20 protein-coding genes are annotated in these 25,149 nt (G+C 71.9%); 12 read left to right on the forward strand and 8 right to left on the reverse strand.

Translation table 11 applies throughout. The features are described from left to right. Positions 1-104 precede the first annotated feature (104 nt). The gene (locus WMF34_RS17330; RefSeq protein ID WP_437993945.1) at positions 105-4,028 is read left to right on the forward strand and encodes a protein kinase domain-containing protein; all 3,924 of its coding nucleotides are present in this window, start codon (positions 105-107) and stop codon (positions 4,026-4,028) included. Positions 4,029-4,144: 116 nt separating this feature from the next. Here WMF34_RS17330 and WMF34_RS17335 read toward each other — a convergent pair whose 3' ends face one another. After that, on the reverse strand, positions 4,145-4,990 hold the full coding sequence (locus tag WMF34_RS17335) for a hypothetical protein (protein WP_437993946.1): 846 nt from the start codon (positions 4,988-4,990) through the stop codon (positions 4,145-4,147). 497 nt (positions 4,991-5,487) lie between these two features. On the opposite strand from WMF34_RS17335, the gene WMF34_RS17340 reads away from it, so the two are divergent. Next, a complete protein-coding gene (locus WMF34_RS17340; RefSeq protein WP_157906728.1) occupies positions 5,488-5,727 on the forward strand; it encodes a hypothetical protein in 240 nt (79 codons plus the stop codon). A 308-nt stretch (positions 5,728-6,035) separates the two neighbouring features. Here WMF34_RS17340 and WMF34_RS17345 read toward each other — a convergent pair whose 3' ends face one another. Beyond that, positions 6,036-7,550, reverse strand: coding sequence for a phytoene desaturase family protein (locus tag WMF34_RS17345; protein WP_437993947.1), 1,515 nt, complete (start codon positions 7,548-7,550; stop codon positions 6,036-6,038). Positions 7,551-7,677: 127 nt separating this feature from the next. On the opposite strand from WMF34_RS17345, the gene WMF34_RS17350 reads away from it, so the two are divergent. Genes WMF34_RS17350 through WMF34_RS17385 form a run of 8 tightly spaced genes read left to right on the forward strand, consistent with a single transcriptional unit; the run spans position 7,678 to position 15,801 of the window. Next, positions 7,678-8,700 (forward strand): hypothetical protein, encoded by a 1,023-nt coding sequence (locus WMF34_RS17350; RefSeq protein ID WP_437993948.1) that lies wholly within the window; start codon positions 7,678-7,680, stop codon positions 8,698-8,700. Next, positions 8,697-10,760: a beta-ketoacyl synthase N-terminal-like domain-containing protein gene (locus tag WMF34_RS17355; protein WP_437993949.1), complete on the forward strand. Its 2,064-nt coding sequence runs from the start codon at positions 8,697-8,699 to the stop codon at positions 10,758-10,760. Before WMF34_RS17350 ends, WMF34_RS17355 begins: the two co-directional genes overlap by 4 nt. Then, positions 10,753-11,067, forward strand: a complete 315-nt coding sequence (locus tag WMF34_RS17360; protein WP_437993950.1) for an acyl carrier protein — start codon at positions 10,753-10,755, stop codon at positions 11,065-11,067. The genes WMF34_RS17355 and WMF34_RS17360 overlap by 8 nt, the downstream gene beginning before the upstream one ends. Next, positions 11,051-12,109, forward strand: coding sequence for a glycine cleavage T C-terminal barrel domain-containing protein (locus WMF34_RS17365; RefSeq protein WP_437993951.1), 1,059 nt, complete (start codon positions 11,051-11,053; stop codon positions 12,107-12,109). The genes WMF34_RS17360 and WMF34_RS17365 overlap by 17 nt, the downstream gene beginning before the upstream one ends. Next, positions 12,106-12,846 (forward strand): 3-oxoacyl-ACP reductase FabG, encoded by a 741-nt coding sequence (fabG, locus tag WMF34_RS17370; RefSeq protein WP_437993952.1) that lies wholly within the window; start codon positions 12,106-12,108, stop codon positions 12,844-12,846. The genes WMF34_RS17365 and fabG overlap by 4 nt, the downstream gene beginning before the upstream one ends. Then, a complete protein-coding gene (locus tag WMF34_RS17375; protein ID WP_437993953.1) occupies positions 12,843-13,772 on the forward strand; it encodes an ACP S-malonyltransferase in 930 nt (309 codons plus the stop codon). The genes fabG and WMF34_RS17375 overlap by 4 nt, the downstream gene beginning before the upstream one ends. Further along, positions 13,769-14,377, forward strand: coding sequence for a 3-hydroxyacyl-ACP dehydratase FabZ family protein (locus WMF34_RS17380; RefSeq protein WP_012235987.1), 609 nt, complete (start codon positions 13,769-13,771; stop codon positions 14,375-14,377). Before WMF34_RS17375 ends, WMF34_RS17380 begins: the two co-directional genes overlap by 4 nt. Next, complete coding sequence (locus WMF34_RS17385) at positions 14,374-15,801, forward strand: hypothetical protein (RefSeq protein ID WP_437993954.1); 1,428 nt, start codon at positions 14,374-14,376, stop codon at positions 15,799-15,801. Before WMF34_RS17380 ends, WMF34_RS17385 begins: the two co-directional genes overlap by 4 nt. An 84-nt stretch (positions 15,802-15,885) precedes the next feature. Here WMF34_RS17385 and WMF34_RS17390 read toward each other — a convergent pair whose 3' ends face one another. Next, positions 15,886-16,530, reverse strand: a complete 645-nt coding sequence (locus WMF34_RS17390) for a hypothetical protein (protein WP_012235989.1) — start codon at positions 16,528-16,530, stop codon at positions 15,886-15,888. 307 nt (positions 16,531-16,837) lie between these two features. Here WMF34_RS17390 and minC point away from each other — a divergent pair, with 307 nt between their 5' ends. Next, on the forward strand, positions 16,838-17,668 hold the full coding sequence (gene minC / locus WMF34_RS17395) for a septum site-determining protein MinC (protein WP_437993955.1): 831 nt from the start codon (positions 16,838-16,840) through the stop codon (positions 17,666-17,668). Positions 17,669-17,689: 21 nt separating this feature from the next. On the opposite strand, the gene WMF34_RS17400 is transcribed toward minC, so the two are convergent. Next, complete coding sequence (locus WMF34_RS17400) at positions 17,690-19,429, reverse strand: ABC transporter substrate-binding protein (protein ID WP_437994642.1); 1,740 nt, start codon at positions 19,427-19,429, stop codon at positions 17,690-17,692. A gap of 253 nt (positions 19,430-19,682) precedes the next feature. After that, complete coding sequence (locus tag WMF34_RS17405; RefSeq protein WP_437993956.1) at positions 19,683-20,648, reverse strand: DUF4423 domain-containing protein; 966 nt, start codon at positions 20,646-20,648, stop codon at positions 19,683-19,685. 109 nt (positions 20,649-20,757) lie between these two features. On the opposite strand from WMF34_RS17405, the gene WMF34_RS17410 reads away from it, so the two are divergent. Continuing rightward, on the forward strand, positions 20,758-21,465 hold the full coding sequence (locus tag WMF34_RS17410) for a hypothetical protein (protein WP_012235993.1): 708 nt from the start codon (positions 20,758-20,760) through the stop codon (positions 21,463-21,465). 82 nt (positions 21,466-21,547) lie between these two features. Here the strand turns inward: WMF34_RS17410 and WMF34_RS17415 are convergent, their stop codons facing one another. The 3 genes from WMF34_RS17415 to WMF34_RS17425 all read right to left on the reverse strand — a co-directional run bounded on the left by WMF34_RS17415 (position 21,548) and on the right by WMF34_RS17425 (position 25,074). Beyond that, positions 21,548-23,248, reverse strand: coding sequence for a hypothetical protein (locus tag WMF34_RS17415; RefSeq protein ID WP_437993957.1), 1,701 nt, complete (start codon positions 23,246-23,248; stop codon positions 21,548-21,550). Positions 23,249-23,396: 148 nt separating this feature from the next. Continuing rightward, positions 23,397-23,834: an NADAR family protein gene (locus tag WMF34_RS17420; protein WP_437993958.1), complete on the reverse strand. Its 438-nt coding sequence runs from the start codon at positions 23,832-23,834 to the stop codon at positions 23,397-23,399. A gap of 76 nt (positions 23,835-23,910) precedes the next feature. Continuing rightward, positions 23,911-25,074 (reverse strand): substrate-binding domain-containing protein, encoded by a 1,164-nt coding sequence (locus WMF34_RS17425; protein WP_437993959.1) that lies wholly within the window; start codon positions 25,072-25,074, stop codon positions 23,911-23,913. Positions 25,075-25,149: the final 75 nt, after the last annotated feature.

A 25,149-nucleotide genomic window follows, 5' to 3' on the forward strand; every position in this document is an offset into this window, starting at 1 on the left:
GGGATACCGCATCGAGAAGGTCCACGAGGAGCTGAAGGGCGAGACGCCCGCCCGCCGGCCGACCCGGCCTTTACACCCCGGTCCGGCGCGCCGATACTCGCCCCGTGCAACCAGCGACGGTCTTCACGGAGCGCTACCGCCTGGAGCGCCGTGTCGGCGCGGGCGGAATGGGGGAGGTGTGGAAGGCGCTCGACCAGGAGACGGGCGAGCCGGTGGCGGTCAAGGTATTGCTTGGCGGCGCCCTCGATGACGCGGCCCGGTTCGCGCGAGAGGCGCAGATCCTCGCGGGCCTCTCCCATCCGTACATCGTGCGTTACCTGGCGCACGGCGTGAGCGTCGATGGGGCTCCTTACCTCGTCATGGAGTGGCTCGATGGCGAGGATCTCTCGGCTCGGCTCGGGCGTGGTCCGCTCGGCATCGACGAGAGCGTCGCCCTCGCCCTGAGGGTCGCGGACTTGCTCGCGTATGCGCACGCGCAGGGGGTGATCCACCGCGATCTGAAGCCGAGCAACCTGTTCTTGCCGGGGAAGCGCCTGGAGGAGGCGAAGGTGCTCGACTTCGGTATCGCGCGGCTCGAGCACGCGACGACGATGACGTGCGCAGGGACGCTGCTCGGAACGCCCGGGTACATGGCGCCCGAGCAGGCGCGGGGCGAGGCGAACATCGATACGCGCGCGGACGTCTTCTCGCTCGGCTGTGTGCTCTTCGAATGTCTGACGGGCGAGTCTGCGTTCGGCGGCCAGCACCTGGCGGCAATCCTGACGAAGGTGCTCTTCGAGGAGACCCCGAGCGTGCGGAGCGTGCGGCCGGAGGTGCCCGAGGCGCTCGACGCGCTGCTGCGAAGGATGCTGTCCAAGGGCAGAGAGGAGCGACCGCGCGACGGCAGGGCAACAGCGGAGGCGCTGCGGGCGCTCGGGGAGCCGCCTGTCAGGCTGCCTTCACGCTCCACCGGAACACCGTCATTGACGAGCAGCGAGCAGCGCGCGGTGGCGGTGATCCTCGTGAGCGCGCCGCCAGGCGTCGAGGTTCCGCGATTCAATGGGAGTTCCACGCTCACGTTAACCCCCGACGATGCGGTCATCCTGCGCGAGGCCGAGGTGCATGGCGGCGCGAGCGAGCCGCTGATGGACGGGTCGGTGGTCGTGATGATCGCGGGCAGGAGCCTGGCGACGGATCTCGCCGCGCAGGCGGCGCGCTGCGCGCTCTCGCTGCGCGCCCAGGCCGGCGGGCGGCGCGTCGCCCTCACCATCGGACGCAGCGACCGCTCGGCTCGGTCGCTGGGGCCCGCCATCGACCGGGTGGCATTGCTCTCTGGCACCATGGCGCGCGGCGCTGCGGCGGCAGCGGGCGCGGTGATGATCGACGAGGTGGTCGCGGGGCTGCTCGACGCGCGCTTCGATGTGCGCGAGGACGATGGCGTCTTCGTGTTGCATGGAGAGCGTGCGGTCGCCGAGGGCACACGGCTGCTCCTGGGCAAGGCCACGCCGTGCGTGGGGCGTGAGCGCGAGCTCGGCATGCTGCGGGCGCTGTTCACCGAGACCGTGGAAGAGGCCACCCCGCAGGCGGCGCTGATCGTGGCGCCGCCGGGCACGGGCAAGTCGCGGCTGGCCCACGAGCTTCTGCAGGAGCTCAGGGCGCGGGATGAGCCGGTGTCGATCTGGATCGCCCGCGGCGACACGCTGCGCGCCGGCTCCCCCCTCGAGATGCTCGGCCAGGCGCTGCGGAGCGCGTGCGGCATCCACGAGGGCGAGCCGCCGGAGATCCGGCGGGAGAAGCTGCTGGCGCAGGTGGCAGCGTGGAGCGCGCCGGGCGAGCGGCGGCGTGTCGCGGAGTTCCTGGGCGAGATCGTGGGCGCACCCTTCCCGGACGAGGACAGCCTTGCGCTGCGATCCGCGCGGCGTGACGCGCCGCTCATGGCGGACCAGGTGCGCGCGGCGTTCCTCGACTTCCTCGGCGCGGCCTGCGCGAAGGCGCCGGTGCTCGTCCTGCTGGAGGATCTGCACTGGGGAGATCGGCCGACGGTACAGCTCCTCGACGCGGCGTTGCGCACGCTGGAGGAGCGGCCGCTCTTCGTCCTGGCCGCGGCGCGCCCCGAGGTGCGCGACGTCTTTCCGAAGCTCTGGGAAGGCCGCCGGCTGCACGAGCTACGGCTCGTGGAGCTGAGCCGGCGGGCCGGCGAGCGCCTCGCGCGGCACGTCCTGGGCGAGCGGGCGGCCGCCGAGACGATTGCACGCATCGTGCGCTTGTCGGAGGGAAATGCCTTTTACCTGGAGGAGCTGATCCGCTGGACGGCCGAGGGCAAGGGCTCCGACATGCCGGAGACGGTGGTGGCCATGGTCGAGTCGCGGCTCGGGGAGCTCGACGAAGGGGCGCGGCGGCTCCTCCGCGCGGCCAGCATCTTCGGCGAGGTCTTCTGGGTGGGGAGCGTCGCCGCGCTCCTGGGCGGAGCGGCGCGCCGGAGCGAGATCGCGCACGATCTCGCGCCCCTCGTGGAACGCGAGATCCTGGTGCGGCGCCGCGAGAGCCGCTTCTCGGGCGAGGAGGAGCTCGCGTTCCGGCACGCGCTCCTCCGCGAGGGGGCGTATGCGACGCTGATCGAAAGCGACAGGACGCTCGGGCACAAGCTCGCCGGCGCATGGCTCGAGCAGGCGTCTGAGCCGGCAGCTGCGGTGATCGCCGAGCACTTCGATCGGGGCGGCGACCCCGCGCGCGCCGCCGACGGGTACCGGCGCGCAGCGGCGCAGGCGCTCGCTGGAAACGACCTGGAGGCCGTGTTTTCCCACACCGCTCGCGCCCTCGCGCTCGGCGCGAGCGGCGAGGCGCGCGGGGAGCTGGCGCTCGTTCGGACCGAGGCGCATCACTGGCGCGGGGACATCGCCGAGGCGCTCCGCTGGGCGCAGGTGGCGATGGAGTCGCTGCCGAGGGGCAGCGCTCGCTGGTACGTGGCCGTGGGCGACGTGGGCCAGACAGCGGGGAGGCTCGGACATCACGAGCGGCTGGTGGCGCTCGCCGATGAGCTCGCGGGCGCCTGGTCCGATGACGGGACGACCGGCCCGGCGGTGATGGCCGCCACGCGGGTGGTCGTGCGGCTGTTCTTCGCGGGCATCTACGATCGGGCCGAGCTGCTCCACGCGCGGATCGAGGCCGTCGCCGGGCGGTTCTCGGGCGACCCGGCCGTGAGCGGGCCGATCTTCCGGGCGCTCAGCGTGCGCGCGCAGTTCGCCGGGCACCTCGATCGCTGCCGAGCGCTGACGGAGGCCTCGCTGCGCTGCTTCGAGCAGACGGGCGACGTCCGCAACGCCTGCGTCGCCCGCGGCAACCTCGCGGAGGCCGAGATCAGGCTCGGCGCCTACGCCGAAGCGGTGGCGCTCCTCCGCGGCGCGGTCGCCGACGCCGAGCGCATGGGGCTCGAGCGCGCGGTCATCACGGGCCGGCACAACCTCGGCTTCGCCCTCGGCCGCCTCGGCGCGATCGACGAGGGGCTCGCTGTCGAGTCGGAGGCTGTCACCGCCGCCGTGAGAGGCGACTGGCGGAGCATCGAGGGGGTCTCGCGCGCCTACCTCGCGTGGCTCTTGCGGAGCGCGGGTGAGCTCGAAGCGGCCGAAAAGGAGGCCCAGCGTGCGGTGGCGCTGCTCGAGGCGGCGAAGCCGTTCCAGGTCGTGGCCCTGGCGACGCGGGCCGAGGTGATGCTCGCGCGCGGGAGGCCGTCCGAGGCGCTCGCCGAGGCGCGTGAAGCGATGGCGCTGCTCGCCTCGCTCGGCAAGGTCGAGGAGGGCGAGGAGCTCGCCCGCCTCGTGTACGCGCGGGCGCTCGAGGCGACCGGCGACCACCCGGCAGCGCGCGCCGCCATCGCGGACGCGCGCGACCGCCTCCTCGCGACCGCGGCGCGGATCGACGATCTCCGCCGTCGCGACGGTTTCCTCCGGAACGTCTCCGAGAATGCGCAGATCTTGGAGCTCGCACGGGAGTGGCTCGGGGCCGCTGCCATTGCCCCGACGTTTGCTGGGGACGGCTGGCCACCGGCGTAGGCGTGAAGGCTGATTCAAACAGCCCTCGGGGTGATCCGCCGAGTGAGCAATCAATCCTTCAAGCCCGAGCGCGCCCCGCTCACTTCATGGATGTTACGGGTCGCAGCAGGAGCTCATCAAGGCTCGCCATACAGCTCCGCCGCCCCTGCCTTGTCGAGCCAGGTCAGCACGTAGTCTCCCCCGTTGGTGCCCTCGCACCGGCTCTCCGCGTTGTAGTGCATCACCGACCCCGGATCATACGGCGTGAGCGCCCGCCAACCGGGGCGTTCCGTGCAGGCGCCGTTGCCCTCCGGCCGGGCGTGCTCGTGCCGGAAGCCGAGGACGTGCCCGAGCTCGTGCCGGAGGACGCCGGTCAGGGTCTTCGGGGCGGCCCGCGCGATGTTCTCCAGATCGATGAAGACCCGGTGATACCCCCGCGCGACCATGCTCGGAAGGAAAGCTCGCCCGTTGTACGTGGTGCCGCTGGCGGGGACGACCTCGAACAGCACGGGATGCTCCTCGTATTGCTCGCAGGCCTCGTCGTGGTCGGGCTCATAGACGAAGCGGACGGCGGCGGCGCGCGCCCAGGCGGACCCGGCCGACCGCGTCGCGGCGACCACCGCGTCATGATCGTCGCCGAAGCGCGGAGAGACGCAATACGTCAGGTTCGTCTTCTGCTCGTCGCTCCAGCGGTCATCGCTCCCGTCGCCGCGCGTGTTGACGATGAGCGCCCCCGGCTGCTGGTACTCGGCGGAGAGCTCCTTCAGGGTCACGTCGTCGTGAACGCCGATGTCGCCGTCGACGAGATAAGCGCCGTCGTTCGGATCGCGCGGGAGGCTGGCCTTCCATTCATCGAAGCTCTGGTAAGTATCACCGACGGGCTCGCCCGCATCGGACGACGGGTCGACGATGCAGCCCGCCGCGAGGACGGAGGAGGCGAACAAAAGGAGGAGAGAACCGTGAATGGATGGAGGGATGAACATGGTGGGCTCCTTGCTCGGGCCGATCCGGGCCAACACCCCATGACAGCGCAAGCGCCATGCCAGGACTTCAAGGCCGCAGGGAGGACGGAAGTTCCCATGCCAGGTTCGATCGCCCCGGTGGAGGTGCGAAGCGGCTGCCTCGTTGTGCGTTCCAGGGCCACAGACGATCCTCGTGCGGCATCAGTCCTCGTCCATCGAAGCGCGGCTCGGTGCTCCTGAGTTGTGACCGGCGTGGTCACGGCGCGGCGACCTGGGGGGCACCTCTGCCCCGGCGCGACGATCACCGCCGTGACGGGGATCATGCACAGCGCCTCCTCGAGGCCGAGGTTGTGCCGGATGAGCCCGTCCGTGTACTGCTGGCCGAGGAAGAAGGTCGTGACCTCGCCGGGACGATCGAAGGCCAGGAAACCGCCGAGGCGACCCACTTTCATCTATCCGGCCGACCCCCATCGGCATCGTCGTCCGTCGCGCGGACGGAGCGTCCATCGGCGCCAACCGTGGGCTTGCCGGGCGCCTACGACATCAAGCTGTGGATTGACACGCTCTTCTTCCCCGTCACCGACGAGGCCGGCGCCAAATACGTCATCGAGGCGCACCGCGACGTGACCCGGCAGCAGCTCGATCTCCTCGAGCGCCAGGCGGCCGAGGGGGAGAACCGGCGGCTGCAGGAGGAGATGCAGCGCACGCGGGAGGCCGCGCTGCGCGCCCTCTCCACGCCGCTCATCCCCTCGGATTGACGGGTCGATGGTCGTGATGATCGCGGGCAGGAGCCTGGCGACGGATCTCGCCGCTCAGGCGGCGCGCTGCGTAGAGGGCGTGCGGTCGCCGAGGGCACACGCCTGCTCATGGGCAAGGCCACGTCAACCTGCCCGAAGCCGGCCAGCTACGGGAAAAGAGCGCTAAAGCCCTCGACCTCGGGGCTGCCTCATTGCCGGTGTTCCAGCTAGAACGAGATGGTATGACAGGCCGAGTCCCGGGTTCCGCGGCGCCGCGGTGACTACCCTCGCGCGGACGCAGAACCCCAAATAGCTGAAAAGTGCGGTGTTCAGGCGCCCTTCGCGCCGGTGGCCAGCGCGCCGGCGAGGAAGCCCGAGACCGCGCTCACCACCACGCCCGCGCCGAGCGTGGAGGCGCCGCACAGGTAGAGGCCCGGGATCGTGCCCTCGATGCGGTGGCGGAAGGGGCCCACCTGATCGGGCGTGTGCTCGGGGCCGTACATGCCGCCGCGCGGCGAGCCGGTGTACGTCACGTGGGTGAGGGGCGTGGCCACCTCGATCACGTCGAGGTGATCGCGGATGGCAGGCACGTAGCGCTCGATGCCGCCGAGGTAGCGATCGAGCAGGCGGCGCTTGAGATCCTCGTACTCCGGGCCGCGCCGCATCGATCGGAGGCCGCTCCAGCGGGAAAAGGGCTCGTAGGGCACGATGGTCGACAGCACCAGCGTGTGCGGACCGGAGGAAGGGTCTTTGAGCGAGGGCGAGGACAGGAAGAACGAGTCCTCGGAGGGCAGCTCGCCCGCGAAGAGCGGCGCGTAGGCGCGATCGATCGCGTGGCTCGATAAATGCCACACGTTGGCGTCGGTCATGCCGGCGGTCGCGAGATCGAGCGAGGTGCCGAGGAAGAGGGTGAGCGATCCCAGCGAAGGGCGCGTGTGCTCGGCCTTGTTGCGCGTGCGCGCGGGGACGCTCTCGGCGTCCATCAATTCGAGGTAAGTGACCGCCGCGTCGGCGTTCGAGATCACGGCGGGGGCGAAGATCGCTTCGCCGTCTTCGCAGCGCACGCCCTCGACGCGGCCGCGGCGCGTGAGGATCCGCGTGACCGCGCGGCCCTTGCGGACGAGGCCCCCGCGTTTTGCTATCGCGCGCACCAGCGCGTCGCGGAGCGCGCCGGATCCGCCGCGCGGGAAGTAGGCGCCGCCCAGGTAGTGATCGAGGATGCCGAGGCCGACCAGCGCCGACGCCTTCCCCGGCGGCAGCGCGTAGTTGCCTCCCTGCGCAGCGAGCACGGCCCTGAGCAGCGGGTCGCCGATCAGGCCGTCGATCAGATCGCCGTACGTGGTGCGCGCATGCTCGGCGAAGAAGCGTGGGTAAGGCGCGCCGCGGCGGATCTCGGTCCAGCTCGCGGAGGCCTCGCGGAAGGCGCGCAGGTGATCGAAGAAGGCGTCGAGGCCGCGCCGCTCGCGGGGGAAATCGGCGGCGAGACGCGCGTGGTAGCGCTCGGCGCCCTTCGGCATCGAGATCTCGTAACCGGGGAAGACGATCCGATCGAAGCCGTCGGGGCAGAGCTCGTGGAAGTGGATGGCGTCCGCGAGGCCGAGCGCTTCGAGGATGCGCGCGAAGGCCTGGCCGGGGCCGCACTCGCCGAGGTAGTGCAGGCCGGTGTCGAAGCGGTAGGCGCCGCGGCGGAACGGGGCCAGCAGGCCGCCGATCTCCTTGGCGGCCTCCAGCACCAGCACGCTGCGGCCGCGCACGGCGGCGTGCAGCGCGGCGGTGAGTCCGCCGATGCCGCTGCCCACCACGACGACATCGAAGCGTCGATCGCCCGCGGCCTCCGATTCCATTCAACCATGCTGCACCGGACCGATCGACGGTCAAGCGCGCAGGATCGCACGCGCGTCGCGAGCGTGACCCCGGGATTGCGACGCTGGCGGCGGTTGGGCTAGCCTCGCAGCAGGGTAAGGAGATCCAATGGAACGCCGCGAATTCCTGAGGGTGGGCGCGATGGCGGGGGCGGGCGCGGTGGCCGTGGGCAGCTCGGGGTGCGCAGGGCTGGGCGTGCTGGCGCCGCCGGTGATCGCGTTCTCGCCGGCGGACATGCAGAAGTACCTCGATCGGCTCGATCACTCGATGAACGCCGTGTTCACCACCGACGCGGTGGCGGGCATGCTTCCCGCGGGCGTGAAGAACCCGTTCGCGGCGAACGATCCGGAGTTTCGGAAGGGCGATCTCCTCTTCCGCAAGACGGTGCGATCGCTGCTCCTGGCCGGGTCGTTCCACGATCTCTCCGTGGAGGATCGGATGCACCCGGGGATGCAGGAGCGGATGTCGCGATCGCTGGGCGAGATGGACGACTCCATGCTCGGCATGAACGACATGATGGCGAACCTCACGCCCACCGAGCGCGCGGACATGGCGCGGGCGCTGCGCGACGATCCGGATCTGGGCATGCGGGTGGTCGAGACCCTCGACGCGGAGGGCGTGAAGGCCGGCGTGCCGCTCTCGCGCCGGCTGCAGATGCGCGCCATCGCGGTGGAGGCGTGCGCGCGCCTCAAGCAGTCGCCGTCGCTCTTCATCGACGAGTACAACACCAAGGTGCGCAAGATCGCCGCGCGCCAGGGATCGATCGAGGAGGCCGAGCGCCGCATGGCCGCGCGCATGGGGGAGGAGGCCTTCTTCGCGTACCGCGATCAGATGATCGAGTCGCGCCGCCGCTGGGACGTCGCGCTGGCCGCCACGGGGACCGCGACCGACGTGCCGCCCACCTACGGCCCGCCCGCGCACGCATCGCCTCCGCGCGAGACCGGGCTCAAGCGGGGCACGGTGGGGATCATCGTGGGCGCCAGCCTGCTGGGGGTCGCCGCGATCACGGCCGGTATCGGCGCCGCTGTCGGCGGTATGGGCGGGGCCGTCGTGATCACGGTCGGCGCGATCCTCGGGCTCGTGGGGCTGATCACGCTGATCGTCAGCGTCGTGCTGCGGGCGATGGCTTGACTCTGGGCGTCGCGATCACCGGGCTCGGCGCGATCTCCGCGCTGGGGCCCGACGCCGCCGCGCTGTGGGACGCGATCGCGGCCGGGCGCGACGGGATCCGGCCGATCGAGCGCTTCTCGACCGAGGGCTTCACTGTCCACCTCGGCGCGATGGTGCCTGGATACGATCGCATGGCCGACGAGCGGGTGGAGGCCGGCGATCTCTGCGTGGATCTGGCCATCGCCGCGGCGCGCGAGGCGCTCGCCTGCGCGCCGATCGCTGCCTCGGTGCCGCCCGAGCGCGTCGCGCTGGTGCTTGGATCGAACTTCGGCAGCCGCGTGCGGCGGCTCCACCAGGTGACCGAGCTGGTGGGCGAAGCGATCGGGATCCGCGGGCCGCGCATCACGGTGTCGACCGCCTGCGCCTCGTCGACCAACGCGCTCGGGCTCGGCAAGGATCTGATCGACGCGGGCGCCGCCGACGTGGTGCTGGCCGGAGGCACCGACGCGCTCACGCCCGACCTCTTCGCGGGCTTCCATGCGCTCGGGCTCCTGTCCGGGGACAAGTGTGCGCCCTTCAGCCACCCCGCGGGCACCACCGTCGGCGAGGGCGCGGGCCTGCTCCTCTTGGAGCGCGAGCACCGGGCGATCGCGCGCGGCGCCCGGCCGATCGCGCGGCTGCTCGGCTATGGATTGTCGGCCGACGCGTATCACGCGACCACGCCCGATCCCACGGGATCCGGCGTGGCGCGCGCGATCCGCGGGGCGCTCGGCGACGCCGGGATCGCGCCGGACGACGTCGACTACTTCAACGCGCATGGCACCGGCACGCTCGCCAACGATCCGGCCGAGTGGCGCGCGATCGAGCTCGTGTTCGGCGAGCGCGCGCGGCGCCTGCCGGTCAGCTCGACCAAGGGCTTCCTCGGCCACGCGCAGGGCGCGGCGGGCGTGCTCGAGGTGATCGCCACCTTGCTCGGTATGCGCAGCGGGATGATCCCGCCGACCGCGCAGTTCAAGGGCCCGCGGCCGCGCAGCCCCGCGGATCCCGTCGGTGAAGGGCGGCCGCGGCCGCTCGAGGTGCGCCGCGCGCTGTGCAACAACTCGGCCTTCGGCGGGGCCAATGCGGCGGTGCTGCTGGGTGCGGCCGGTGAAGAAGGACGGCCGCGAGCGGCGCGCGCGCGCCGCGCGGTGACCGTCCTCGGCGCGGGCGCCGTTGGCCCGCACGGCCTCACGGTCGAGGATCTCGAGCGCGCGATCGCCGCGGGGGCGCGGCTCGGACGGCGCGCGCCCGAGGTCCGCCTGGAGGCGCTGGTGCCCACGGCGGATCCGCGCGGGATCGATCGATCCGCGCTGCTGCTCACCGCGGCGGCGGCGCGGGCGATCGGGGATGCGGGCCTCACCCTGCGCGGCGCGGCGCGCGAGCGCGCGGGGATCTTCGCGGGCGCGTTGCGCGTCTCGCCCGAGAGCGTCGCGGAGTACGACGCCAGCGTGGAGGCGCGCGGGCTGCCGCGGCTGTCGGCCAGCGCCTTCACGCGCATGGGGCTCAACGCGCCCGCGGGGGCGTGCGCCAAGCTGCTCTCGCTCAAGGGGCCGACCACCACCATCACCACGGGCTCCGGCAGCAGCCTGGTGGCCATCGCATACGCCGCGCGCTGGCTGGAGAGCCGCGATGACGCCGACGTGCTGATCGTCGGCGGCGTGGACGAGTTCGGCGCGAGCGAGGCCGACGCGCCGTGGAGCGAGGGCGCGGCCTGCCTGTCGCTGTCCGTGGCGCCGGATGCGGGCCCCGGGGTGCGCCTCGCCGGCTGGGGTCTCGCGGGGCCGGGGCAGGTGGCGGAGGCGATCCGCGCGGCCCTGGCTTCCGCGGAGATCGGCGCGGACGAGGTGCGCCGCCTCCCGGATCCGGCCGAGGTGATCGGACGCGCGCCGGCCGCGGGGCCGGCGTTCGCGTGCGCGGCGGCCTTCGCGGCGATCGCGCGCGGCGAGATCGATCGCGTGCTGGTGACCGACCCCGGCGAGGAATCGACGTCTTGCGCCGTGGTCCTTTCGGCCGTACGGCCCGGGGACGGACGTCATGGATGAGGATCTGCAGCGGATCATCGCGCGGCGCGAGGATCTCCTCGAGCGCGTGCGCCGGATCTTGATCGAGGAGCTGCACGTGCGACGCGAGCCCGGCGAGATCGATCCGGACACGCCGCTGTTCGGCACCGGCCTGGGGCTCGACTCGGTCGACGCGGTGGAGCTGGTGGTCGCGCTGGAGGCGGTCTTCGGCAAGCGGCTGGCCGACGGCGGCCAGGGCCGCCGCTGGATGCGCACGGTGAACACGCTGGTCGATTTCGTGATCGAGGGTCCGAGCGACAAGGAGCACGCCGGTGGCGATCGAGGATGAGGTCCGATCCATCCGCAGCGCGGTGGCCCTCGGCGACGGGTCGCACGTGGTGTGCCTCCGCCTCGCGGGCGAGGGCGCCTTCGACGCGCTCGACCGCGTCTCGTCGGCTGATCTGTTCCTGCAGGACGCGCAGATGCGCCCGTCGCTGCTGCTCCGCGACGACGGCGTCCCGTTCGCCGACATCTACGTGTGCCGCGACGACGAGAGCTTCTTCCTGCTCTCCGAGGGCCCCTCCGCCGCCGATCTGATCGCGTGGCTGCGCGATCGCTTCCCGGAGGGCGCGGCCGTGACGATCGACGACCTCGGCGAGACGCACGCGATCCTGTCGCTGCACGGCCCCTACGCCTGGGAGCTGCTGGGCGAGTGCCTGGTGCCGGATCTGGTGGGCATGCCCTACCTCAGCTTCTATCGCGTCCCGTTCGAGGGGGACGCGGTGATCTGCTTCCGCGGCGGCAAGACCGGCGAGTACGGCTACGACCTGGTGGTGGACCGGCGCCGCGAGGGCGCGCTGCGCGCGCGGATCGAGGAGGTTGGCCGCGCCTTCGATCTCGGCGCCGTGAGCCTCGCGGCCGTCGATCGCTGCGCGCTGGAGAACGGCTTCTTCAACATCCGGCACCCGGGATGCGCGGGGCTCGACCCGCTGGAGCTGCAGCTCCAGTGGCGCACATCGTCGACGCGTGAGTACGCTGGATCCGCGGCGCTCCGCGCGCTGCGCGAGCGTGGAGCCGCGCGGCGCGTCACGTACACCGTCGGCGAGGAGCCGCTTGCCGAGCGAGATTCCGTGGTGCTCGGCGAGGCCCAGATCGGCGCGCTCATCCAGGCGGCCGCGTCGCCCACCCGCGGCGGCTGGGTGGCGATCGCGCTGATCGATCGGCCCTACGCGCACGCCGGCATCGATCGTTACGCGGCGCGGAGCGAGGGACGGACGGTGCCGATCCGCACGGTCTCTCCGCCGCTGGTCCACAACCGCAGCCTCTACGTGAGCCCGCAGCGGCACGGCTACCGCACGCGCGCTGGCGATGCGTTCCCGCCCCTCGTATGAGCGACGCGCGCACCGTGCTGGTCACCGGAGCGTCCCGCGGCCTCGGCCGCGCGATCGCGGTGGCCTTCGGAGCGTGCGGGGATTTCGTGTACGTGGGCTACAGCGCGCGGGCGGACGAGGCGGAACAGACGCTGCGGCTCGTGCGCGCGGCGGGCGGCGAGGGCGCGATCCTCGGCGCGGACGCGCGCGATCGGGCGGCGGCGGACGCGGCGGTGGATCGGATCGCGAGCGAGCGCGGCGGCCTCGACGTGCTGGTGAACAACGCGGGGCTGGCCTGCGACGAGCCGTTCGCCATGATGGAGCAGCGGAGCTGGGACGATGTCCTGGCCGTGAATCTCGACGGTGTCTTCCATTTCTGCCGCGCGGCCGTGCGCCCGATGCTCGCGAGGAAGCGCGGCGCGATCGTCAACGTCGCCTCGATCGCGGGGCTGCGCGCCAGCGCGGGGCAGGCGAATTACGCGGCCTCCAAGGGGGGCGTGCTCGCGCTCACCGCGACGCTCGGCGCGGAGCTGGCGCCGAAGGGCATCCGCGTCAACGCCGTGGTGCCGGGCATGATCGCGACGGGGATGGCCGCGCGCCTCGATCGGCGGGTCGCGGATCAGGTCCGCGGCGAGATCCCGCTCAAGCGCTTCGGCACGCCGGAGGAGGTGGCCAGGGTGGTGCTCTTCCTCGCCTCGGACGGCGCGGCCTACGTGATCGGCCAGGCGCTGGTGGTGGACGGAGGGCTCTCGCTGTGACGGTCGCGCTGCTCTTCCCGGGACAGGGAAGCAAGGGCGTGCTGGCCGGGCTCGAGCTTGCGACGTCGTTTGCAGAGGGTCGATCGCTGGTTGAACGCGCGGCCGCCGCGGCCGGCGTCGCGATCGAACAGATCGCGGCGCAGGGCGGGCGCGCGCTCGATCGCACCGAGGTGCTCCAGCCAGTGCTCACGGCGATCGCGCTGGCCGCGCACCGACGCCTGCGTGCGGCGGGCGTGCGCGCCCGTGCGGTCGCCGGGCACTCGCTGGGCGAGATCGCCGCGTGGTGCGCTGCCGGTGCGATCGCGCCGGAGGACGCGGTGGAGATCGCGGCCCTGCGCGGGCGCCTGATGGCGCGCGAGGCGGCGCGCCGGCCCGGCGGCCTCCTGGCCCTGCTCGACGGCACGGAGACGGCCGTGCGCGCGGCGATCGCGATCGGAAAGAAGCGCGGCGCGATCGACGTCGGCGCCGTCAACGCGCCCGACGAGGTGGTGCTCACCGGCGACGACGCAGCCCTGCGCGCGGTGGCCGCGGCGCTGCCCTCGCGCCGCCTCCCGGTCGCCGGCGCCTGGCACGGGCCCGCCATGGCCGGCGCGGTGGAGGAGCTGCGGACCGCGCTCCACGCGCTGCCGCGCCGTCCTTTGGAGGCGGCCTTCGTGTCGAACCGCGACGGCGCGGTCCTCGACGCCGATCGCGCGGGCGAGATCCCGGATCGGCTCGCGGACCAGATCGCCTGTCCGGTCGAGTGGGCGCGCTCGCTGGCGACCCTCGCCGATCGTGGCGTGAACGACTTCATCACGGTGAGCCCTGGCGCCGTGCTGCGCGGCCTCGCGCGCAAGAGCGCCGCGCTCACGCGGGCGCGCGTCCACGGGACGGAGGACGCGCGCGATCTGGCCCGCACCCTAGAGGCCCTGGGAGGACCCGGATGAGCGCGATCGAGCCCCTGCATCTGGGCCCCGACGTGATCGAGCGCCTGATCCCGCACCGACGGCCCTTTCTGATGGTCGATACGGTGGAGGCCTACGGACGCGCGCCGCGGCCCACGCTGCGGGCGGCGCGCCAGATCTCGGCCAACGAGCCGATCTTCGAGGGGCACTTCCCGGGGCTCCACCTCTGGCCGGGCGTCTACACCATCGAGGGCATGGGGCAGAGCTGCAACCTGCTCCAGATCATCTGGGCCTTCGAGCGCGGCTTCGAGGAGCACGGCGGCGATCCGGCCGGCGTGCTCGCGGCCCTGCGCAACCTGGAGCTGGGCTACAAGCTCAGGCCCGGCTACCGGCCGGAGGCGTCGGCGCCGCTCCTGGAGATGCTCGCGCGTACCGATCTGCCGTCGCGCCTGGGCATGAGCGCCGCGGTGGACGTCAAGCTGCTCCATCCGGTCTTCGCCGGGCAGCGCCTCGAGTACCAGGTGGCCCAGAGCCACGTGTTCGAGAACCTCTTGCGCTTCGACGTGGAGGCCCAGGTCGAGGGCCGCCTGGTGGCCAAGGGCGTGATGACCGGCACCCACGGCGTGCGCTTCCCCTCGCCGCCATGAGGCTCGCTCTGGCGCTCGCCGGCCTGCTCTGCGCGGGATGCGTGGGATCCCGTGTCGTGTGGTTCGGCCGGAGCCCGGACCGGCGCCACGCGGTCGAGGTGATCGAGCACGGTGCCGCGCGCCAGCTCGTGCGCGTCGACGGCCGGGACGGCCCCGAGTACCTCGGCGTCGGCGTCGAGGGGATCGCGTGGAGCCCTGACGGCAAGCGCCTCGCGTACCCGGCGCGAAGGCGTGACGGCTGGACGGTGGTGCAGGGCGGCCACGAGGGGCCTGTTTTCTCTGGGATCGGCGCGATCGTCTGGAGCGCGGCGGGCGAGCTCTCGTACGCGGCCACGCGCGCTGGGCGCTGGATGGTGGTGCGCGGTGGCCGCGAGGGACCGGCCTTCGACGCGCTGTTCGGTCGATCGCTGGTCTACAGCCGCGACGGGCGCCGCTTCGGCTACGCGGGCGAGCGCGATGGTCGAGCGATCGCGGTGATCGACGGCGTGGAGGGGCCGCCGTACGACGGCATCGGCGGGCTGCGCTTCAGCGCCGACGGCCGGCGAGCCGCGTACATCGCGCACCGCGGCGGAGAGACGCACGGGGTGGTCGACGGCGTGCTGTCGCCCGCGTACGAGGCCATCGCCGAGATCGCGCTGAGCCCCGCCGGCGGGCGCGTGGCCCTGAGCGTGAAAGAGGGCGGGCTCTGGCACGCCGTGATCGACGGCGCGAGGGGGGAGGGCTTCGAGCGGCTCTCGGCCATCCAGTTCAGCGCGCGCGGCGATCGGGTGGCGTACGCCGCGCGCCGTGGCCGCAAGGAGCAGGTGGTGATCGACGGCGCGATGGGGCCCGCATACGACGCGGTGATGCCGTGGAGCCTGGCCTTCAGCAGGGAAGGGCGGCTCGCGTACGCGGCGCGCCGAGGCGCCGCGTGGCGCGTGGTGTTCGAGGGGACGGAGGGGCCGGCCTACGACGAGGTCGGCGCGCCCGTGTTCGCGGAGGGAGGCGAGGCGATCGGGTATTCGGCGCGCCGCGGGCGATCGAGCTTCGCGGTGGTCGATGGCGTCGAGGGGCCCGCGTACGGCTGGGTGGGGCAGATCGCCTTCCGATCCGACGGGCGCGATCACGCCTACCTCGCGCGGCGCGGCGAGCGCTCGCTGGTGGTGCACGGCCGCAGCGAGAGCGCGTTCGATCTCGTGGTGGACGGAACGCTGGTCTTCAGCCGCGACGGGCGCCACCTCGCGTGCCTGGTGGGCGACGCGCGCGAGGGGCGGCTCCAGGTGGCGATCGACGGCCGTATCGCGCTGCCGTTCGACGTCGAGGAGCTGACGGCCATGGTCGCGCGCGTGCCGGTCGAGGAGCGGCTGCTGCCGAGCCCGGATCACGACAACCACCTGCGTGGCTGGGTCGCGGCCGCGCTGGAGGCGGCCGTCGCCGATCCGTAGACGTCCGCGGCTGCTTTCGTTCTTCCATCACGCCCACCCAGACGCACGAGCCGGGCGAAACGGATCGTCACGACTGTGGGTCGGCTAGAACCATGTCTCCCAGCGGCCGCTGTCGATCTCGGCAGCGTGCACCGTCGCGGAGATGCGGTCGCGGTCGCCCGGGAACGGCTGTATCTGGTGCAGGCGGTAGCTGTCGATCACCAGCGCTCCGCCGGGGCTGTAGCCGGCGACGAGGCTCTGCGCGGAGAGCGCGTCGCCGCCCGGGTCGTCTCGCCCGTCGTAGAGAACGTCCCACAGCTTGAGCCCGCCGTCCCCGTCCGGGAGCTCCAGCATCACCACGACGGTGATGGCGCGGAGCCGGCGGGCAAGGTGGTAGTCGGAGAGTCCCTCCGTGTCGAAGTGCACGACGCCGCCCTCGCGCGCGACCTTCTCCCCCGCAGGGAAGATGTGGACGCCTGGCCCGCAGAAGCCGCGCCGGGGCTGCGCGAGCCCGCCGGTCAGCGCCGCGACGAGCTCGCGCATGCGGCGCTGGAGGCCGGGGAGGTGGCGTTCGACGCGGGCGTCGGAGGCCGCCGCGTCGGCGAAATAGTCCCGGGAGCGCCCCTGTTCCAGGTGGGTGTAGAAGGCGCGTCCGAGCGAGAACTGCTCGCCTCCGAAGTCGGCAGTCCACTCGTCGCGGGCCGCGCGGACCGCCGCGACGAGCGCGGCGCGCTCCTCCTCGGAGAACACGCGAGGAACCTCCAGCGCGAAGTGGCGATCGAGCGCGCCGACCGGCGGGGGCGTCGCGCGCGGGGAAGTCGCGTGCGGAGAAGGGGAAGAGGAGGACGAGCCGGGACGGGGCTCGATCCGCAGTACGGAGGCGCGGCGCGCGGTCGGCATGCCAAACCACCGTTATCACCGCGCCAGGCGACCAGCCAACCAGCGACGCGCCGGCCGCGCGGCGAGGCCCGGAACCCCAGCGGTTTTTCCCGCGCGTGCCCCCGGATCCGGGGTAGAGTGCCGCCGCGGGAGCACCTTTTTGCGAGCGAGGACAGCGATGGTGTCGGGCAGGCGAGGGGAGAAGCGGCAGGAGCAGCAGGCGTTTGCGCTCAAGGGCACGATGCCTGCCATCACGATGCTCTGTCTCAAGACGGCGAATGTCTCGGCCGTCGAGCGTCAGCTCGCCGACCACATCTCGCAGATGCCGCACTTCTTCCTGCACCTGCCGATCCTGCTCGACCTCGCGGAGCTCGGCGACGAGCCCGTCGATCTCGGCGCCCTCGCCGGGCTGCTGAGGAAGCACAACCTCGTGCCCATCGCCGTGCGCAACCCGACGGACGCCCAGCGCGAGCGGGCCGTCGCCGCCGGCCTCGGCGTGCTGCGGACGCCGCTCACGCGCTCGTCACGCCAGGCCGGGCCGGCCGAGGGGAGCACCCCCACGCCGGGGCCCGTGGCGGTGGGGCCCGCGCCAGACCGCAGCGGGCCAGGGGCCGCCGCGGCGGGGCCCGCCCGCCGCCCGAGGGACGCCGCGCCGCCGCCGGACGCGGCCGGGGAGCCGCCGCCGGCGGGGCTCACCGTGCGGCAGCCGGTGCGCAGCGGGCAGGTCATCTACGTGCCGCACGGCGACCTCGTGGTCCTCTCGCCGGTCAGCTCGGGCGCAGAGCTCATCGCCAACGACAACATCCATGTCTATGCGCCGCTCCGCGGCCGCGCCATGGCCGGCGCCCACAACAACGCGGACGCGAGCATCTTCTGCATGAGCCTCGAGGCCGAGTTCGTCTCCATCGCCGGCCGCTACCTCATGGCCGACGAGATCCCCGACGAGCACCGCGGCAAGCCGGCCCGCATCTCCGTGCAGAACGACGGGCTCGTGGTCACCCGCCTCTAGACCGGTTCCCCCCGCCGCTCTTTATCTCGGCCGGAGCTCGGTCAGGACGAGGAGGTACTCGGGCGGGTTGTTCGGCGTCAGCTTCGCGTACGGGTTCTCCATCGTCGGGAAGCCGGTGAACCGCTTCGTGCTGTATTCGCCCCACGACGGGTTGTTGAAGAGCGGGATCACCGGCGCGGCCTGCACGAAGATCATCTGCAGCCCGTCCAGGATGCGCTTCTGATCGGCAGGGGCCGTCGCGGACTCGAACGCGTGGAACAGCACGTCGGCCTCCCTGGCGCCGAAACGGTGCCAGTTGCGCGGCGCCACCTCGCCGAGCGGCTTCACGAGATCCGCGCTCATCAGATCGCGGTAGAAATTGTACGGCGTGGGCTCGACGCTCGTCCAGCCCATCGACATATCGAACAGGCCCTTCTGCAGCGCCGCGTAGAACGCGCTGAAGTCGTATGTCTTCATCGACGCGGCGATGCCCACGCTCTCCAGGTTCTGCGTGATGATCTGGACCGCGCGGACCCAGTCGGACCAGCCGCTGACGACGTTGATCTCGAAGTGCATCGGCTTGCCGAGCCTCGTCCGGATCCCGTCCGCGCCCCTCGGATAGCCCGCCTCGTCGAGGATCTGGTTCGCCCGCTGCGGATCGAACTTCACCCAGTCGCCGGCCTCCACCGCCTTCTCGCTGCGAAACCGCTCGTAGGAGTCGTCCAGCCCCGTCGCGTCCGCGCCATGGGTGTAGTTGTCCGCGGCGAGCTTGACGATCTGGTCGCGGTCGATCGCCATGCTGATGGCCTTGCGCACGCGCACGTCGTCGAACGGCTTCTTCGTGGCGTTCGGGTACAGCGTGGCGGTGCCCCCGACGAGCGGGAACCAGTAATGATGATGGGCCGGATCCTTGGCGACGAAGACCCGCTCGATGTCCGGCACGAACGCGCCTGCCCAGTCGATCTCGCCGTTGACGAGCGCCAGGGTGACCTGGTCGTTGCTCGGATACGCCGGGAAGCGCAGCCCGTCGACCGCCGGCTTGCCCTCCTGCCAGTAGCGCGGGTTCTTGCCGAGCTCGTACACCTGGTTCTGGAAGACCTTCACCTCGGTGAAGGGCCCTGTCGCCACGGGGTTCTCGTTCGCGAACGTGACCGGATCGACGACGTCCTTCCACACGTGCTCCGGCACGATCGGCTGGTGGCCGATGTAGCTGAGCCCGGGGACATAGGGCCGCCGCAGCGTGAACTCGACGGTGGTGTCGTCGATCGCCGTCACGGCGCCGAGGAACCGCCACACCCCGGCGAGATCGAGCGCCGCGTGCTTCTTGAGGAGCGCGAACGTGAACGCGACGTCCCTCGCCGTGAACGCCTGTCCGTCCGACCACTTGACGCCGGAGCGGGTCGTGAAGGTGAGCTTCTTGTTCGCGTCGCTCCACGCGTAGCCCGTCGCGAGCCACGGCGTGTAATCGCTCCGCATCGTGTTGTAGACGAGCATCGGCTCGTAGATGCCGGCGACCGTCGGGAAGCGCGCGCTCCCCTCGGGGAGCAGGGGGTTGAAGTTGCGCACCCAGGTGGCCTGCTGCTCCCTCGCGATCGTCACCACCGCGGCCCGCTTCGGCGGGGGCTGCTGCGCGGAGGCGGCCGCCGCCTGCGCCGACCCCCCCGGCGCCGCCGCCCGCTCCGGAGCGGCGGACGGGTTCTCGCTGCCATTCTTCGAACGACAGCCCGGCGCGGCGCAGGTGGACAGCAGCAGCGCCGACAGGACGAACGCGCGGCGCGGCATGGTTCGACTCATCCCAGACATCCACCTCTCCACGCGGGCGATCTCGACCCCCCCGCGACGCTCCGTTCCCGTGACCACTCCAGCGACGACGCCCGGCCCCCGCCGAGGCACCCATGCACGACCCTCGCCCCCGTGAACCATCGGGCCAGGTGTCGCCGCGCTCGCACTCTATCGGCGCATGTGGGCACATGTCAACTCGACCGGTCCGCCACCGATTTCCGGGTCGCCTCACGCTCCTCGCGCGATTTCCGGCTCAGCCTCCGTCGAGCGGGAAGAGCTGCAGGTTCACGGCGACGACGCGCTCGGGCGGCCGCGACTCCGCGATCACCGCGCGCATGTTCTGGAAATAGCTCACGTGGAGCTCGGAGAGCTTCTCGAGATCGGCCGCGGAGACCGTGAAGACGTTGAACGAGAAGCGCCCCTCGGCCTTGCGCGTGAGCCGCGCCAGCCCGACGCCGGCCCAGAAGCATTTGAGCCGGTGCTCCGCGTCCGGATCCGGGCGCGTGTCCACCGTCCGGATCGGCGCGACGATCCACCGCCCGCGGCTCCTCCGGATCTGGCCGGCCTCCGCGAGCCGATCCAGGCAGCGCGCCTCGTCCTCGACGGGGAACCCGAGCCGCCGCGCGATCCACCCCGGCTCGTGGCGCGGCAGCGCCCGGTAAGCCGGCAGCTCCAGCGCGAGCAGGACGGCGGGGAGCAGCGGCTCCTCGTAGACCGCGCGGCGCTGGGCCTCGAGCGTGCGCCACGCCGCGCTCGCCGCCGGGAGCGCCGCCGGGTCGGCGAAGAGCGCCACGAAATCGAGCAGGCGCAGCGAGCAGGCCTCGACCATCCGCAGGAAGTCCGGGAGCCGCGGCTCGGCCTCGCCCGAGAGCCAGCGCGCGACCGCGTAGCGGCTCCTGCCCGCGCGGCGCGCCACGTCCACGATGGGCGACATGGAGCGCATCTCCGAGAGGAGCGCCGCGACGCCCTCGGCCGACGCTGGATCGACGCGCGCGAGCCACGCGGGCAGCGAGGGGAAAAAGCGCCTCACCGCCGCCGCGACGTCGACCCCCGCGCGCCGCGCGGCGACGAGGAAGGTGGCCGCGGTCGGCCAGCGCCTTCCGGACTCCCACGTGTAGACGACGTTGGTGCGGAAGCCGAGCCGGCGGCTGAAGGCCAGCTGCGAGCGCCGGCCGCGCAGGGCGCGGATCAGCTCCTTTGCAAGGGATTCATGGTCCACATACGGCAGATTCGCACATGTGGAGGCCAGTTTGCCCTATGGAATGTGCGAAGCTGACCTGGCATCGCGCCGGCGACGAACGCAAGGTACGCCGCAGGAGGTCGTGAACATGCGCGAGCGGCGTTGGCTTTCTTGGCTTGTTGCGGCGGTGATGAGCGCCGGGCTCTCCGGGTGCGCGGATGGCGTAGGCCAAGGTCCACCGGACAACAGGCCACAGGGCGGCCAGATCGGGGGGGTCTACCGGGGGTGCGATTGGGAGGCGGAGGACATCGACGCAGACGACGTCTCGCCGCTGGGCTTCTCGGCGCGGGACGTCGCCTCCGCAGTCTCCGGAGAGCGCTCCGTCCCGCTCCTGTGGAGGGGGGACAAGAGCACGACCGCGACATTCTCCGTGGGCGAGCTCGTCGCCGCGCGTCTCGTGCGATCCACGGAGCCCGATCCGGGCGAATCGAGCGGCAGCACGGAGCTGTACCCCTCGGCCTGCTCCGATCACGTCCAGGTGGATGTTCCGCTGGCCTTCTCGACCGAGGACGGCGTGTTCGACGAATCGCTCGTGGTCAAGCTCCGGGCCTATCAGCCCGACGTTGCCGACTTCGTGCACTGGTTCGACCTCGCCGCGCTCCAGGGCTCGTACGAAATCACCGAGATCGATCCTGCGGAGTTCCGGGAGGTCAGGGTCCACCTGTACGGCAAACTGAGCCCCGGCGCGATCGAGGGCTCGATCGGCGGGAGGGGCGACGGCTACCCGATCGGTGGCAGACCGGAAGGCTCGGTCTACTCGGGCTACACGGAGCTGTTCGACGTGGCAGAGTTCTGAGCGCGAAGCCACGGTCGCGGCCAGCCGTCTGCGGTGGAGCATGGCTGTCCCTGATATGTGCACCAGGCGCGGCCCCGGCGCGTTACTCCAGCTCGCCCCCCGCCGCTGCCTTCGCGGAGTTGATGTAACGCCTGACGCCGGCGACGGCGAGCGCGGCGCTCGCGCCGAGGATCTCGACCCCGCCATGGCCGCTCAGCGTGAGATCCAGCCCGCGGTCGCTCGGCGCGAGCGCGAGCGAGACCAGCGTCGGCGATATGCCGAGCGCGCCGAAGCTCGCCGCCACGGGGCCCTCGAGCATTCCCGCGAACGCCTGACGGTCGATGTACAGCTGCAGATGCGAGGCGCCCTTCGCGAGCGCCCGGGCCTCGGCGAACGATGGGGTCGCGGCCAGCGATTCCTTGTCCTTCCCGAAGCGCGCGGCGACCTGAGCGAGATAGCGCCGGTCGCCCGCGCCGATCAGGATGAACCCAGGCCGGGTCTCGGCCCTCAGCTCGTTGCCGTCATCGAGATCTTGCGCGAGCGACCCAGGCTTGGCCCTGAGCTTCTTTGATGTCCGCTTCATGTGCGCGGCGACCGCGCCGAACACCTTCTTTTGCGCTGCCTCATCCGCGGTCGCCAGCGCGATCAGCACGGCGCTGTGCCTGAGCGCCTCGGCGCGCCTTTCGCCTGCGAGGCCGAGCTTGTGCTTCGGATCGCGGTAGATCCCGACCGCGGCCTCGCCGCCGAGCGCCCCGTCCACATCGCCGAGCTCGAGCCCTACCTCCGCGAGCGCGGCCGCGGCCGACGCCGCGGTGGGCTCGCCGGCGAGCCGGTCGAAGGCGCCGAGGACGTCGCTCACCGTCTTTCCCGGCGACCGCTGAAGGGACAGCCCGAACGTCACAAGCGCTCCCTGGGGCAGCTTCGCCACGGCGGCATGGTCCGTCGCCGCGAGCACCGTGCCGAGCGCGGGAACTTCCGGTCCGTAAAGCTCGAGCTCCACGCGGAGCCCGGGCGCGTCCTGGCTGATGGGAAGGGCGATGAAGAGCCGCGAGCCGGGCTCGGGGCCTGTCGCGCCGCCGCCTTGCAGCCGGTGGAGGTCGATCGCGAGCCAGGGATCATTCGCGCGCTCGGCCTGGAAGAGCGCGGACGTCTTGAACGACGGCTCGCGCTGCCCCGCGACGCGCAGGGCCCTCGACAGCGGCTCCGGCCGGGCGCAAACGAGGGCGACCCGCGCCTCGGCGAGCCACGCGCCGTGCGCGAGCACGTCGTCCTCGTCGCCTCGGAGCGCGAACCGGCCCTCGCCGGCCTCGCGCGGCAGCTCCTTCAGCAGCCGCTCGACCGGGGCGCCGTCGCGGAACCGCGCCGCCACGCAGCCGCGCTCGACGAGCGCCCCCAGGGATTCGCGTGGAGCCGCCTCGCCCCCGACGAACACCGTGGCGCCGTCGAGCGATGCCATCAGATCTCGGGCGAGCTCAGGGCTCAGGCCGGGCTGGCGCGCCAGGACCGCCGTGACCTCCGCGAGGAGCGCCTCCCGGATGGCCGGCGCAGCGCCGGCGAGGAGCGCGCCGGTCTGCGGGACGCTCGCGACCAGCACCGCGTCGCCGGGGATGACGTCGACGAGCGACTCCACGCTTCGCGGCATCTCGGGGCCGGCCGGCGGCGCCGTCCCCGTGAGCGCCGGGGCCGCGGCCGAGCGCGGCGGCGTCGCCGCGGGGGGCCCTCCGCAGGACGCGAGCGCGACCAGCCCGGCCACGGTGACAAGTCTGGGAAACGCCAGGCGCACGGACAGGGGGGTTCTCCTCATGGATGTGCGCCGTGGTACACCCGACCGGCGCAGGCGTCTCCGCCAAAGCGCCTGAGCGGGCGGGAAGCGCGTGCCCCGGTCGCCACGCGCGCCCTGCGCATCGCCAGCGATCCCGGGCCGTCCGCGGAGAGAGCGCCGCCCTGACGCGTCAGCGGCGAAGCTGCGCGCGGACTTCCATCAGGATGACGCCCAGCATGTTCCGCCCGCTCCCGTCGCCGCCGTCGGCCCAGTAGGCGTCGTTCGCCGTGTGCTCGACCAGCTCCGCGTCCCCGGTGTCGAGCAGGGCGCGCCGGAGATCCTCGTGCTGGGTGAACTTCGCCAGCACCACCTCGCGCATGATATCGTCTTTGACCTGCTCCCAGTCGGGGCGCAGCGGGCGGCTCCGCTGCCGGCCCATGCGGGCCGCCTCGCCGGGGCCGGGGGCGTTGCGGATCACCTCCTCGTGCTCGGTGCCGGGGAACTTCTGGGCCTGGAAGTAGTGCTCGCTCGTCGGCCACACCTTGCCTTTGAGCGTGACCGGGTGGCGCGAGAAGTTGGAGAAGAACCCGTGAGCGTCGCCGGAGCGATAGAAGCGGATGACGGTCATGAGCCCAGTCTACCCCACGGCCCCGGCGGCGCCGGGGTGGAACCTCGCCGCGAGCCCGCCGCCATCCAAGGCGCCGCTACTGGATCGAGCCGATCTGGTCGAGGAAGTCGTTGTAGGCCTGGAACTTGTCCGCGGGAACCACGTCGACGCCGATATTGACCCGGTGCTCGTCGACCATCCCGCTCTCGTTGACCATCAGCGGACGGAGGATCTGCTTCGTCGCTTCGAGGCCGATGTGCTGGATGCCATAGAGAATGTAGGGCACGAGGTACCCCTCGTAGTACTGCCGCTGGACGATCGTCGCCTTGATGCGCTTCTTCTGCATGTATTCGGCGGTCTTCGGATCGAAGTCGAACGTGACGATGGGGATGTCCAGCCTGTCGGTGGCCTCTGCGGCCATCACGCAGCGATACGAGATGTTGAACACGCCGATCATGCCCACGACGGGCGGGTCCGCGTTCAGGAGCAGGGTTTTCAGCTGATCGAGGTCAAAGTTTTCCTGACCGTTGATGAAGACGGCCTGGACCACCTGCGTCGTGTAACCGGTCTTCCCGAGCGCATCCAGGACGCCGAACGTTCGCTGGGACCCGTCGTACCACTGCGTTGACGTGTCGCCGTGGACCACCACCGTGCCTGGCCCTTTCGGTAGCAGCTTGATCAGGGTCTCCGCCCCCAACTTGCCGGCTTCCTCCTGGATGGCCCCGACGTAGAGCGCGCGCCCCGAGTCCTTCAGGTCGGTGTCGAACGTCACCACGTGGAGCCCCTCCGCCACGGCATTCCTGATGGAGACCTCGTTGAAAGAATCGTAGGGCGATACGCCGATGCCCTGGGCGCCATCCTCTATCGCGTTCGCGATCTGTTGATTCTGGAGCGTCTGCGACTCCGTGCCGCTGTCCATGTTCGTCTGCGTGCTGGGGCCGAGCACGTTCCCCACGGCCTCGAGCTCGCCCATGGCGCGGTTCGCGCCGGTGGCGATCGGCTCGAAGAAGGTGGAGAGGTGCTTCAGCAGGATCACCATCTGGACCGGCTCGAGCCCGCTCTGGTTGATCGCGCTGACGAGATTGTCGACCGTCTCCTCGAGCTCCCTTGGCGTGAACTCGGTAATCGGAGTCCGGTCTCGCTTGATCAGCGCGATCTCCTCGGTCGGCTTGTCCGACTGGGTGGCGTCCTCCGCCGCGCACGCCGCCGTCATCACCATGAGCCCGAGGGCCGTCATCCAGCATCGTCCTGTCATCTTCATGACATTCCCTCCTCGGCGGCCGGCGAACACGATCCCGAGATCTGGGACGCGGGTCCCACAAGCGTCCTGGTCTCC

Origin of the sequence: Sorangium sp. So ce145, from assembly GCF_051525985.1 — a bacterium.
In the GTDB taxonomy this organism is placed as follows: Bacteria; Myxococcota_A; Polyangia; order Polyangiales; family Polyangiaceae; genus Sorangium; species Sorangium cellulosum_B.

Coding starts and splice junctions, on each gene's coding strand:
- WMF34_RS17335 (WP_437993946.1), bottom strand. CDS start 4,990: ATGTTCATCCCTCCATCCATTCACGGTTCTCTCCTCCTTTTGTTCGCC.
- WMF34_RS17345 (WP_437993947.1), bottom strand. CDS start 7,550: ATGGAATCGGAGGCCGCGGGCGATCGACGCTTCGATGTCGTCGTGGTG.
- WMF34_RS17350 (WP_437993948.1), top strand. CDS start 7,678: ATGGAACGCCGCGAATTCCTGAGGGTGGGCGCGATGGCGGGGGCGGGC.
- WMF34_RS17360 (WP_437993950.1), top strand. CDS start 10,753: ATGGATGAGGATCTGCAGCGGATCATCGCGCGGCGCGAGGATCTCCTC.
- fabG (WP_437993952.1), top strand. CDS start 12,106: ATGAGCGACGCGCGCACCGTGCTGGTCACCGGAGCGTCCCGCGGCCTC.
- WMF34_RS17380 (WP_012235987.1), top strand. CDS start 13,769: ATGAGCGCGATCGAGCCCCTGCATCTGGGCCCCGACGTGATCGAGCGC.
- WMF34_RS17385 (WP_437993954.1), top strand. CDS start 14,374: ATGAGGCTCGCTCTGGCGCTCGCCGGCCTGCTCTGCGCGGGATGCGTG.
- minC (WP_437993955.1), top strand. CDS start 16,838: ATGGTGTCGGGCAGGCGAGGGGAGAAGCGGCAGGAGCAGCAGGCGTTT.
- WMF34_RS17400 (WP_437994642.1), bottom strand. CDS start 19,429: ATGCCGCGCCGCGCGTTCGTCCTGTCGGCGCTGCTGCTGTCCACCTGC.
- WMF34_RS17410 (WP_012235993.1), top strand. CDS start 20,758: ATGCGCGAGCGGCGTTGGCTTTCTTGGCTTGTTGCGGCGGTGATGAGC.
- WMF34_RS17415 (WP_437993957.1), bottom strand. CDS start 23,248: ATGAGGAGAACCCCCCTGTCCGTGCGCCTGGCGTTTCCCAGACTTGTC.
- WMF34_RS17420 (WP_437993958.1), bottom strand. CDS start 23,834: ATGACCGTCATCCGCTTCTATCGCTCCGGCGACGCTCACGGGTTCTTC.
- WMF34_RS17425 (WP_437993959.1), bottom strand. CDS start 25,074: ATGAAGATGACAGGACGATGCTGGATGACGGCCCTCGGGCTCATGGTG.